This window comes from Micromonospora sp. NPDC049374, assembly GCF_040677165.1.
In the GTDB taxonomy this organism is placed as follows: domain Bacteria; phylum Actinomycetota; class Actinomycetes; order Mycobacteriales; family Micromonosporaceae; genus Micromonospora.
The window spans coordinates 90587-102720 of record NZ_JBFAQH010000010.1; the positions used below are offsets into that span (position 1 = coordinate 90587).

At 71.1% G+C, this 12134-nt stretch carries 9 protein-coding genes; 5 read left to right on the plus strand and 4 right to left on the minus strand.

Annotation, left to right across the window (positions count from 1 at the left end; all coding sequences use genetic code 11):
* Positions 1-24: 24 nt before the first annotated feature.
* The gene (locus AB0J93_RS17980; RefSeq protein ID WP_363923153.1) at positions 25-1260 is read left to right on the plus strand and encodes a D-arabinono-1,4-lactone oxidase; all 1236 of its coding nucleotides are present in this window, start codon (positions 25-27) and stop codon (positions 1258-1260) included.
* A 73-nt stretch (positions 1261-1333) separates the two neighbouring features.
* Complete coding sequence (locus AB0J93_RS17985; RefSeq protein ID WP_363923155.1) at positions 1334-1888, plus strand: Uma2 family endonuclease; 555 nt, start codon at positions 1334-1336, stop codon at positions 1886-1888.
* A gap of 17 nt (positions 1889-1905) precedes the next feature.
* On the opposite strand, the gene AB0J93_RS17990 is transcribed toward AB0J93_RS17985, so the two are convergent.
* Positions 1906-3045: a site-2 protease family protein gene (locus AB0J93_RS17990; protein ID WP_363923157.1), complete on the minus strand. Its 1140-nt coding sequence runs from the start codon at positions 3043-3045 to the stop codon at positions 1906-1908.
* A gap of 226 nt (positions 3046-3271) precedes the next feature.
* Here AB0J93_RS17990 and AB0J93_RS17995 point away from each other — a divergent pair, with 226 nt between their 5' ends.
* Positions 3272-5368 (plus strand): prolyl oligopeptidase family serine peptidase, encoded by a 2097-nt coding sequence (locus tag AB0J93_RS17995; RefSeq protein ID WP_363923159.1) that lies wholly within the window; start codon positions 3272-3274, stop codon positions 5366-5368.
* Here the strand turns inward: AB0J93_RS17995 and AB0J93_RS18000 are convergent.
* The 3 genes from AB0J93_RS18000 to AB0J93_RS18010 all read right to left on the minus strand — a co-directional run bounded on the left by AB0J93_RS18000 (position 5270) and on the right by AB0J93_RS18010 (position 8564).
* Positions 5270-5845, minus strand: coding sequence for a hypothetical protein (locus tag AB0J93_RS18000; protein ID WP_363923161.1), 576 nt, complete (start codon positions 5843-5845; stop codon positions 5270-5272). The genes AB0J93_RS17995 and AB0J93_RS18000 overlap by 99 nt on opposite strands.
* Before the next feature lie 173 nt (positions 5846-6018).
* On the minus strand, positions 6019-6909 hold the full coding sequence (locus AB0J93_RS18005; protein WP_363923163.1) for a L,D-transpeptidase family protein: 891 nt from the start codon (positions 6907-6909) through the stop codon (positions 6019-6021).
* Positions 6910-7115: 206 nt separating this feature from the next.
* Positions 7116-8564, minus strand: a complete 1449-nt coding sequence (locus AB0J93_RS18010; RefSeq protein ID WP_363923165.1) for an alpha-amylase family protein — start codon at positions 8562-8564, stop codon at positions 7116-7118.
* A 254-nt stretch (positions 8565-8818) separates the two neighbouring features.
* On the opposite strand from AB0J93_RS18010, the gene AB0J93_RS18015 reads away from it, so the two are divergent.
* A complete protein-coding gene (locus AB0J93_RS18015) occupies positions 8819-10624 on the plus strand; it encodes a ferric reductase-like transmembrane domain-containing protein (RefSeq protein WP_363923167.1) in 1806 nt (601 codons plus the stop codon).
* Between the two features lie 2 nt (positions 10625-10626).
* Complete coding sequence (locus tag AB0J93_RS18020) at positions 10627-12087, plus strand: NADH-ubiquinone oxidoreductase-F iron-sulfur binding region domain-containing protein (protein ID WP_363923413.1); 1461 nt, start codon at positions 10627-10629, stop codon at positions 12085-12087.
* Positions 12088-12134 lie beyond the last annotated feature (47 nt).

Sequence of the window (12134 nt, forward strand, 5' to 3'; positions counted from 1 at the left end):
GCCGGCGTGGAGAGGGGGTCGGGAGTGTCGACGCACCGCAACTGGGCCGGCAACGTCGAGTACGCGGCCCGGGCGTACCACCGGCCGTCCTCGATCGACGAGCTGCGGGAGCTGGTCGCCGGCAGCGACCGGATCCGGGCGGTGGGCAGCGGACACTCGTTCAACCGACTCGGCGACACCACCGGAGACCTGGTCACGCTGGCCGGACTGCCGGCCACCCCGCACCTGGACGAGCAGCGGCGGGTGGTGCACGTACCGGCCGCGCTGCGCTACGGCGACCTGGCCACCTGGCTGCACGAGCGGGGGTACGCGCTGTCCAACCTCGCCTCGCTGCCGCACATCTCGGTGGCCGGCGCGGTCGCCACCGGCACCCACGGCTCCGGCGAGACCGTCGGCAACCTGGCCACCGCCGTCGCCGGCCTGGAACTGGTCACCGCCGCCGGTGACCTGCTCACCGTGGACCGTACCGACCCTGAGTTCACCGGGATGGTGGTCTCCCTCGGCGCGCTGGGCATCGTCACCCGGCTCACCCTCGACGTGGTGCCGACCTTCGAGGTACGCCAGTACGTCCGCCTCGACCTGCCCCGCGAGGCGCTGGACGAGGCGCTCGCCTCGGCGTACAGCGTCAGTGTCTTCACCGACTGGCGCTCCACCCGCGGCACCCAGGTCTGGCGCAAGCAGCTCGCGGACCAGCCCGCGCCCCCGGCGGACTGGCTCGGCACCACGGCGGCCGACCGGCCCTGGCACCCGGTGCCCGGCATGCCGGTGATCAACTGCACCGAGCAGCTCGGCGTGCCCGGCCCCTGGCACGAGCGGCTGCCGCATTTCCGGCTCGGCTTCACCCCCAGCAACGGCGACGAGTTGCAGTCCGAGTACCACCTGCCCCGCGCGGTGGCCGGCGAGGCGCTCGCCGCGCTGGACGAGGTGGCGCACCTGATCGCCCCGGTCGCGCAGACCAGCGAGCTGCGCACCATCGCCGCCGACGAGCTGTGGCTCAGCCCGCAGTACGAGCGCGACAGCCTCGCAGTCCACTTCACCTGGATCGCCGACCCGACGGCGGTACTGCCGGTGGTCGCCGAGGTCGAGCGGGCGCTGGCTCCGTTCGCTCCTCGGCCGCACTGGGGCAAGGTCTTCACGATGCCGACCGGGACGATCGCCGAGACCTATCCCCGCTGGTCCGACTTCGCCGCGCTGGTCAATCGCCTCGACCCCGAGGGGACGTTCCGCACTTGGGAACTCGACCACCTGTTTCCCCGTTGACGAGGATCCGGCAGACCGACGGGGCGCGGCGCGGCCCGGTGGATGTGCCCGGACATCGAACTAGGATGAGCCCATGAGCGCTGAGGCTGTCGGCATGCACATGCCCGCCGTCGTGACGCTCGACGACGTGGCGGCGATGAACGCCGCCGACGCGAACGGTCATCGTTACGAGACCAGCCCCGAGGGGGTCCTGTCGGTCATGCCGCCGCCCGACTCGGAGCACGCGACGATCGCGAGCCGACTGTTCGCCTGGCTGATCATGGCGGGCTGGCCTGCGGAACAGGTGCTCCAGGCGGTCGGCGTACGCATCCCCGGGCCGGACGGAAACGGTGGCCGGATTCCGGACCTGAGCGTCTGGCGCAAGCCTCCCCGGCGTGGCGTGTGGTCGGCGGTGGCGGACGTCGCGCTCGTAATCGAAATCGTGTCACCCGGCTCCGAGGCGATGGACTCGGTCACGAAGGTGCGTGAGTACGCCTCGGCGGGCATCCCCCGGTACTGGGTCGTGGACCGGGACAGCGCGCAGACTGTCACGTTGCACGAACTCGGCGGCGAAGGGCGGTACGTCGAGCAGGCCCGCATGCCGTTGGCCTGGCTGTTGCAGACCGCCCCGGCCGACCACCTCGACTGAGGCAGCGCAGTCGGCGGTCAGCGGCCGGTGGTGAGCTGGTCGCGCATGCTGCTGCGCTGCACGGCGCGGCTGATGTCGCTCGGCGAGACGATGCCGACCAGGCGGCCCTCGGTGACCACAAGCGCCCGGCCGTCGGCGCAGTCGCTGAGCCGGGGCAGCAGGTCGGTCAGCGGCTCGTCGGGGGAGGCCAGCACCAGGTCGTCGGCGCGGCAGGCCACCGCCGCCAGCGTGGTGCTGCCCCGCTCGTCGGACGGCACGCCGCGGACCCGGTCGAGGGTGACCAGCCCGACGGGCCGGTCGTCCTCGGTCAGCGGCAGCGCCGTGTGCCGGTACGCGAAGAGGTAGTTGTCCACGAAGTCGGCCACCGTCAACTCACCCGAGGCGGTCTGCGGCTGCGGGGTCATCACGTCGGCGACCCGGATGCCGCGCAGCGCGTCGCCCACCCTGGCCTGCCGCTCCTCCATGGTCGCCGCCCCGATCAGGAACCAGCCGATAAGCGCCAGCCACAACCCGCCGACGCCGGCACCGGTGAGGAACCGCCACAGCCCGAACCCGATCAGCGCCAGGCCGAGAATCCAGCCGGCCCGGGCCGCCACCACCGTGGCGCGGGTCCGGTCGCCGGTGGCCTTCCACACCGCCGCCCGCAGCAGCCGCCCGCCGTCCAGCGGTGCCGCCGGCAGGATGTTGAACACCGCCAGCAGCAGGTTGATGCCGCCGAGCCAGGCCATCACGCCCAGCAGCAACCCCTGCACCCCGGCCAGGGCGAGCAGCGTCGCGATGGCTCCGAAGAAGACGCCGATGATCAGACTGACCAGCGGGCCGATCCCGGAAATGCGCAACTCGGCACCGGGGGAGCGGGCCTCGCCGCGCAGCTCGGCGACGCCGCCGAAGAGCCACAGGGTGATCCCCTGCACGCCCAGGCCGTTGCGCTTGGCCACCACCGCGTGGGACACCTCGTGGGCGAGCAGGCCGAGGAAGAAGACCACCGCGGCGGTCAGCCCGGCCAGCAGGTACGCGACCACGGACCGGTCCGGGTACGACTGCGGGAACAGGTTGGCCGACAGCCCCCACCAGATCAGCGCGAAGATGACCAGGACACTCCAGTTGACCCCGACCGGTACGCCCACGATCCGGCCGAGCCGGAAACTCGCCCTCATGTCTCGGTCATACCCCCGCAGCCCGTTCCCATGCCAGGGCCGAACGTCACCCTTATCCGGACCCGACCGCTTCGCCGGGACAGTTGAACCTGACGGCCCGGTCCCGAACCTCGACGGCCCGGTCCCAAACCTCGTCGTGGTGGGAGCCGGTGACGTCGCCATGGGAGTCGCCATGTCGACAGCAGCCAAGTCCGGCGCCGCGCGGGATGTCGGCGATAGTTCGAGGGTGGCGATCTCGACCGATGACAGCGATGACCCGTACCTCTGGCTGGAGGACCTGGACGGCTCGGAGGCCGCGACGTGGGTCTGCGACCGCAACGCCGAGACCGTCGCGGCGCTTACCGGCGGCCCGGCGTTCGCCGCCCGCCAGGCCGAGATCCGGCAGGTGCTCGACGCGGACGACCGCATTCCGTACCCGGCGTGGCGCGGCGACGGCCTCTACTACGACCTGTGGCGCGACGCGGCCCATCCACGTGGGCTGTGGCGGCGTACCACGCTCGACCAGTACCGCCGGCCGGAGCCGGAGTGGGACGTCCTGCTGGACCTGGACGCGCTGGCCGAACGGGAGGGCGAGAACTGGGTCTGGGGTGGTGTGGCGACCCTGCCGCCGCAGCACCGGCGCTGCCTGGTCAGCCTGTCCCGGGGTGGTGCGGACGCGGTGGTGGTCCGCGAGTACGACCTGGCCGACCGGGACTTCGTGGCGGACGGGTTCACCGTCACCGAGGCCAAGACCGACGTCGGCTGGATCGACGCCGACCACATCTGGATCGGCACCGACGTCGGGCCGGGATCGCTTACCGACTCCGGGTATCCCCGGGTGGTGCGCCGGTGGCGGCGCGGCACCCCGCTGACCGAGGCCGAGATCGCCTTCGAGGCGTCCACCACCGACATCGGGGCGTACGGCTGGCGTGACCTGACGCCCGGGTTCGAGCGTGACTTCGTCACGCGCACTGTGAATTTCTACCGGTCGGAGAGCTATCTGCTGACCGGGGCGGGGGAGCGAACCCGGATCCCGGTGCCCGAGGACGCCGACTGGGACGTACACCGGGAATGGTTGCTGGTCCGGCCGCGCACGCCGTGGCGGGTGGGCGACCGGGCGCACCCGGCGGGTGCGCTGCTGGCGATCCGGTTCGCCGGCTTTCTGGCCGGTGACCGGGATTTCGACGTGCTTTTCGAGCCGGACGACCGGACCTCGCTCAACGGGTACACCTGGACCCGCAACCACCTCATCCTGACCACCCTCACCGATGTCCGCAGCCGGTTGGAACTGCTCACCCCCGGCGAGGGTGGCTGGCGGCGCGAACCGCTGCCCGGGGTGCCGGTCGACCAGGAAAGTTGCGTCGTGGAGACGGATCCGGACCGGGACGACGCGTACCTGGTCGCCTCGGAGGGGTTCCTCGAGCCGGCCACGCTGCGGCTCGGACGGGTCGGCGGCGGCGTCGAGACGCTCAAGCGGGCACCGGCGTTCTTCGACCCCGACGGCCTGGCGGTACGCCAGTTCTTCGCCACCTCCGCCGACGGCACCCGGGTGCCGTACTTCGTGGTCGGAGATCCGGCCGCGCCCGCCGGGCCGACGCTGCTGCACGGGTACGGCGGCTTCGAGGTGTCCCTGACTCCCGGCTACGACGGGATCATCGGCCGGGGTTGGCTGGCCCGCGGCGGCGCCTACGTGGTCGCAAACATCCGGGGCGGCGGCGAGTACGGCCCGCAGTGGCATCGGGCCGCGCTGCGAGCCGACCGCCCCCGCGCCTTCGAGGACTTCGCGGCCGTGGCGACCGACCTGGTGAGCAGGGGCATCACCACGCCGGCCATGTTGGGCATCGAGGGCGGCAGCAACGGCGGCCTGCTGATGGGGGCGATGCTCACCCGCTATCCGTCGCTCCTTGGTGCCGTCGTCGCGAACGTCCCGCTGCTGGACATGCGGCGTTACCACCGACTGTTGGCCGGCGCCTCCTGGCTGGCCGAGTACGGCGACCCGGACATGGCGGAGGACTGGGCATACCTGCGGGGATACTCGCCGTACCACAACGTACGGAGTGAGGTGCGGTACCCGCCGGTCCTGTTCGTCACCTCGACCCGTGACGATCGGGTGCACCCCGGGCACGCTCGGAAGATGACCGCCCGGCTGCGCGAGCACGGCGTCGACGTGTCGTACTACGAGAACGTCGAGGGCGGGCACGGCGCGGCGGCCAACAACGAGCAGCGCGCCTTCATCGAGGCCATGTCACTGGAGTTCCTCTGGCGCAAACTCGGATCCTCGCAGATGGTCCCGCCCCGCCAGAGCATCCGATCGGACGATCGAGCGTCGGTCGCTGGCCAGTAGGCCCACCGTCAACGCCGCCGCTCGGGGCGTCAGGACAGCTGGGTCTGGCGAGACGGTGTCATGCTGTTGCGCCTCGACCGGGCGGTCCGGTAGGAGCAGCAGAATGGCCAGCACCAGGTTGCCGCCCAGCGCGATCACGTTGCCGACCTGGTCTGCTGGTGGGTAGACCCGCAGGTGAAGGGAATGCCAGAGAAAGTGCACCGCGGTGAAGATCAGCCAGGCACCGCCGGCCATCCGCAGCGCGGACGGCGTCGGTCGCCGCCAAGCCATCACGCTGAGGACGAGCAACGCCAGGTAGAGGGCGCCGACGTCGCGGGTCAAATGCTCGTTGTACGGCCCGAGTGCGGAGACCCAGCTGCGCCCCGGCCAGGGAAAATCGGTATAGAACGACTGGGGATAGGCAGCCGCCCACACGCCGACGACCGCAGCCGTCACAGCGAGCAGCCCGACGATCGCACGCTTGCTTCTGATGCTCACACCTGCGTGACGAGTCGGACGGCCGCTTCGTGACGAACGCCGAGGTGGGATGAGTCACGCTCCGACTGTGGCGCGTCAACTGCTGGCGCGATAGTCACCGACGATGTTGGTGGAGCCGGTGAGCCGCTGCTGGTCAGCGGATGATCGGGAATGCTGGCGCCCCGATCACTGGCTCAGGCGGTGGCGGGTGGGGCCGGTAGTTCGTCGACGACCACCACCGGGGTGCCGGGGCGCACCTTCTCCAGCAGCAGGCGCTGGCCGCTGGCGGTCAACCGGATGCAGCCGTTTGTGGTCTGCTCGCCCAGCTCACCGTCGTGGTACCAGGTGTGAATGCCGATGTGGGCGCCGCGTAGCCCGGCCGGCACCGAGTCCAGGTCGTCGGGGATCGAGCCGAGGGCGTAGATGTCCACCCCGCCGTAGACCGACTCCGGCGGTGGAGTGCGGCCCAGCACGAAGGTCCGGCCGAGCGGGGTTTCCTGGCCGCGTTGGCCGAGGCTGACCTGCCAGGATTGTTTGGCGGTGCCGTCGCGGTACCAGGTGAGCCGGAAGGCGGTCCGTTCCACCACGATCTGGTCGCGCAGTGCGACGGTGCGGAAGCCACCGGGTGGTAGCCAGGCCAGTTTGCGGTTGGCCGAGGGGAGCAGCACCGCCGTCCAACCGGACTCGCGGCGGGCGATCGGCACGGTCAGCTCCACCTCGCTGATGGTCGGCATCAGGAACGCAAGTGGCCGGCCGCCGGGTGCGTCGTACGCGGCGAGCTTGCGGGTCGGATGCAGGCCCTGGGTCAGCGGTGTGGTGTCCAGGGTGTCCGGGTCGTCGGGGAAACCGGCGGGGGCCGGGTCGTAGTCGATCTCCGGGAGCCCGTCCGGTGCCGGCGCGGCGGGCAGCACCCGCTCGGCGTCGGCCGACGGCGGCTCCTCCGCGGTCGGCACCGCCGCTTCGGCGGTGGGCCCGGCGACCGGCGTCGTCCCGGGTGCCGGGGTCAGCGCCCACCCGGTGTACGCGGCCCCGCCCATCAGCACCGCCACGCCGACCCCGAGAGCGACCCCCCGCCGCCCCCGCACCCCCAAACCCCTCAAAAACCCCACCCGTCCACCCTACCTCCACCCATCCCACAATCCCCCCAAAAACCCGCAAACCCCGCAGTCCCTCCCCCTCCTGGCGCCCCCTGAGGGTTGACCATGAGGTTATTGCCCTTTTTGATCTCGCATTGGGGCAACAACCTCATGATCAACGCGTGAAGGGGGTGGGAGGGGGAGGGGGAGGGCGGTTAGGGGAGGCGGGCGTTTAGGTGGAGGGCTATGGCGTCGTGGGCGGGGATGTTGGCGGCGAACCAGCCGTTGGCGTCGACCGTGATGACCGGGCCGGAGCAGGTGCCGTTGGTGAAGGTGCCGTGGATGACGTCGCAGTAGCGGCCGGCCGGGAGTCCGGTGTAGTAGGAGCGGCCGTTGATCGCGGAGCCCTCGTCGTTGATGGTGATGAAGCCCCGGCCGGTCCGGCTGAAGGCGATGTGGTTGTTGCCGTTGTCGTACCAGTTGCTGACCCCGGAACCCTCGGTGGCGTTGCGGAAGCCGACCATGTTCGCGATCACCGGCCAGCGGTGCTCGCACTCCCAGCCGGAGTAGCAGACCGTGTTGCGCGTCTTGTTGCTGCCGTCCGAGGGTGGGCCGGCGTCGCGGCTGCTGAAGGTGTAGCTCGACATCACCGTCGGGGAGCCGTACGGCCAGGCCAGCATGAACGCGTTGGCGAGGGCGTAGATGCCCCGGTCGCGGTAGGTGAGCACGCCGCCGTCGTCGCGCTGGGTGTCGTGGTTGTCCACGAAGACGGAGGACACGCCGCCGGGCAGATGGCCCCAGCCCTCGCCGAAGTTACGCAGGTACGCCAACCGCTCGGAGCGGAACACCCGGGCCAGGTCCTTGCCGTAGCGGAACTCGTGCACGTCACCGTTGCCGGTGTACTCGTTCGGCGTGATCGGCTCGCCTGCGCCGTAGATGACCTCCTGAACGATGTACGCCGACCGGTTGAGCCGGCTGCGGATGTTGGCGATGTCGGCTGCCGGCATGTGCTTGCTGGCGTCCAGCCGGAAGCCGTCCACCCCGAGCGACAGCAGGTCGTTGAGGTACGCGGCCAGCCGGGAGCGGACGTAGTCGGACTCCGTCTTCAGGTCGGAGAGGTTGACCAGCTCGCAGTTCTGCACTTCGTAGCGGTCGTTGTAGTTGGCGATGTCGTTGTTGCCGTTGCGTCCGCAGTAGTGGAAGTCCTGTGACTGGTAGATGCCGGGGTAGACGTGGTGCTGGTAGGTCGAGCCGGCCCAGCCGGTGCCGCCGTTGTCCTGGCCGGACATGTGGTTGATGACCGCGTCGACGATCACCTTGACGCCGGCCGCGTGGCAGGTGTCGACCATGGACTTGAACTGCGCGCGGGTGCCCTTGCGGGACTCGATCCGGTAGCTGACCGGCTGGTAGGCAACCCACCACTGGTTGCCGCGTACGTGCTCCTGCGGTGGTGACACCTGGACGTAGCCGTAGCCCTTCGGGCCGAGGGTGCTGCTGCACTCGCTGGCGACCGAGGGCCAGTTCCACTCGAAGAGGTTGGCGATGACCTTCTTGCCGCCACTGGGGGCGGCGGCGGCCGGGGGTGCGGTCACCACGCCAGGGGCGAGGAGGCCGGCGATCACGGCGAGGGCGACGATCGCCGGGCGGAGTCGACGTCGATGCATCGGGTGCTCCAGGGGTGCCGGGGGACGGGAAGGCGGTGCGGTTGCCCGGATCTTGCAATCAGGGCTGAAAATTTCGGAAAGGTTACAAGCTCATTTCAATGCCTGTCAATGTGCAGGCTGGGAAGGGCGGCGGTGCGGCCGTTACACGCGCCGGGTGGCGGGGCGGTTCGACAACTCGGCGAGATTTTTTCTTACGACACTGATCCGACTGGAGCCGCGCTGCGTACTGGAATGGGGAACAGGGTCGGCCGGCGGTGCGCCGCCGCGAGACGATCGAGGAGCAGATGGTCCGGGCTACGCAGAACGAGAAGGCAGCTGCCGTACGTACCAGCAGCAGCAGTCGAGGGATCCGCGTCCGGTCCCGCGGCCAGATCATGGCGCTCTCCGCGTCCGGGCTCGCCGCGCTGTGGGCGTTGACGATGCTCACCGGCGCGGGCCAGAAGATGTACGCGATGGGCTTCTTCTTCACCGAGTTCTTCGCCGGCGTGATCGCGCTGGTCGCGCTGAGCCTCACGGTGATGATGGGACTGCTCGCCACCGATCGGCTGGTGCTGCTCATCCGGCACCGGGTGCTGTTGCAGTCCGCGCACCGGGCCACCGGCATCCTCGGCGTGGCCGGGCTGGCCTTCCACGTCATCACGAAGATCGCCAGCGGTCGGGCGGGGGTGACCGACGCCGCCGTGCCGTTCGTCGGTGGCCGGGGCCTCTACGTCGGGCTCGGCACCATCGCCGCGCTGCTGATGGTGGGTGTGCTCTGGACCGGGATCATCCGGGCCCGCTTCGCCGACGTCGGCCCGAAGTGGGTGTGGCGTGCCCTGCACTCCATGGCGTACGTCTCCTGGCCGTTCGCCATCTTCCACGGTCTGCTCGCCGGCCGTCCGCCCGCCACCTGGGTGGGTCTGAGCTACTTCGCCTGCGTGGTGCTGGTCGTGCTCGCCCTGATGGTCCGCCTCTCGGTCACCCTGCAACGGCGCAGCCGCGAGCAACAGCAGGCTGCTGTGCTGAACGAGGTCATGAGCGGGGCCAAGTCCACCGAGGAGACCCGGGGCAAGTCCCTGCTCGGCACCCTGACCGGCCGGCGCGAGGAAGCCGACGACGGTCGCGAGAAGCGGGTCCGTCGCGACACCAGCTGGGCCGACAGCACCTCCGGGACCTGGGCCAGCCCCACCATCCGACGCAACGACCCGGAACGGTTCACCGTGCCGGTGGTCCCCGAGCCGGGCACCCTGCGCGAGCCCGTACGAGCCGGTCGGGACCGTCGCGACGAGGAGTTCGAGCCGGTCGTCCGGCGTGCCTCGCGCCGCGAGGAGGAGGAACTGGAGCGGGTCGTGCGTCGCGAGACCGAGGTGCTGGAGCCGGTGGCGCGCCGACGCCGCGATGCCGAGCCGGCCAGTCGGCGTTCCTCCCGCCGCGACGAGGAGTTGGAGACCACCGGGCGGCGCTCGGCGCGGGTCGAGGAGGACCTGGAGCCGGTGGTCCGCCGGTCGCGGCGCGACGAGGAGCCGACCGGTCGCCGGTCGCGGCGCGAGGAGGAGCGCGAGCCGGTAGGCCGTCGTGCGTCCCGTCGCGACGAGGACCTGGTGGAGTACGAGGAGCCGGTGCGCCGCCGTCGCCGCGACTCCGACGACGAGGAGGAGTACGGCCGTTCCCGCCGGTCCCGGACCGACAGCCGGTACTCGGCACCGCCGCAGCGGATGGAGGACGAGCCGGAGGAGCCCTGGGACAGCCCTCGCCGGTGGGAGTCGACCGCCTCGATCTCGGCCGGCCCGATCTCCGGTGCACCCATCTCCGGCTCGCCGATCTCCGCCGCGCCACGCAGCGGCGGTGGGCGGCACAGCGCTGAGGACGACCTGCCGGAGGCGGAGACCGACTACTGGCGCCCGCCGGCCCGGTACGCCCCGGACGACGTGGCCGACGACGACGACACTCCGACCCTTGTCGACCTGGCCTCCCGACGCGCCCGCCGGGCCTCGTCGGCGGAGAGCCGGCGTCGCCGCCGGGCCGACCCGGACTCGGTGGACGGCGCCTACTGGGCCGGGCTGCGGGGTGAGGCCAAGTGACGATGCGGACTACCGTTCCCCCGGTCGCTGCCGTGGGTGAACCCCGGCTCACCGCGGGGTTCGCCGAGTTCGGCCGGCTCGACCTGCGCGCCCACGAGTTGGTGCACGGCCCGATCAGCCCGATGGAGCCGTCCAACCTGCTGCGGCTGGCCGAGGGCGTCCAGCTCAAGGGCAAGGGCGGTGCCGGCTTCCCGTTCGCCCGGAAGCTGCGGGCGGTGCTGGAGTCCTGTGAACGTCAGGATCTGCCGCCCGTGGTGGTGGTCAACGCCACCGAGGGTGAGCCGGCAAGTTGGAAGGACAAGGTCCTGCTCACCCGGGCACCGCACCTGATCCTCGACGGTGCCGCGTTGGCCGCGTTCGCGTTGGACGCCGAGGAGATCGTGCTCTGTGTCGCCGACGACCTGGTGGGCCGGGACTCCCTCATGGAGGCCCTGGACGAGCGCCGGATGCCGGCGCCGACAAGCGTCGTGACGGTGCCGCACCGGTTCATCAGCGGTGAGGGCGGCGCGCTTGTGAACGGGATCAACGGGCTGCCGCACATCCCGCCCGGCACCAAGAAGCGTTCCAGCGACTCCGGCGTCGGCGGGATGCCGACCCTGCTGTCGAACGCCGAGACGTACGCCCAGATGGCGATCGCCGCCCGACTCGGTCCGTACGAGTACGCGGCGCTCGGCACCGACGACGAACCCGGCACGGTGCTGCTCAGCATCACCGGCGCGGCGAAGCGGCACGCGGTGGTGGAGTGCGCGGCCGGTACCCCGTTGGCCGAGATCCTCGAACTGTGCGAGGTGCCGGACGGTCCCGGCATCCTGATGGGCGGCTACCACGGTAAGTGGATCACCCGGGAGGCGGCGGAGAAGGCCGAGGTCTCCCGCAAGGGGCTCGCCGCGGTCGGCGGCACGCTCGGCGCCGGCATCATCGTCCCGCTCGCCAACGACACCTGCCCGCTCGGTGAGGCGGCGCAGGTGGTCCGTTACCTGGCCGGCGAGTCCGCCGGGCAGTGTGGCCCGTGCAAACGAGGTCTGCCGGACCTGGCCCGCGCCGTCGACCTGGCGGTTTCCGGCAGCGCGCCGGTGGAGGTCGTCCGGGCCGCCGCCGGCGACGTCAAGGGTCGCGGCGCGTGCAGCCACCCCGACGGCACGTCCCGCTTCGCGCTCTCGGCGATGGAGGTCTTCGCCGAGGACCTGAAGAAGCACACCACCGGGGAGGGCTGCGGACGGCGGGTCAAGGGCATGATGGGTCTGCCCGGCGCCCCCGATCCCGACCCGCAGAAGCTGGTCCTGGACTGGTCCCGCTGTGACGGGCACGGCCTCTGCGCCCACGTGGTGCCGGACTTCATCCGGCTGGACCAGAACGGATATCCCGCCTTTCCGCCCACCCCCGTACCGACCTGGTTGCGGGAGGGCGCGGTGAAGGCGGTGAAGGTCTGCCCGGCGTTGGCGCTGCGGCTGACCGAGGCCTGAGTCCGCCGACCGGGCGGCGTGGCTGCCCGGGTGACGGGCGAGCGAAC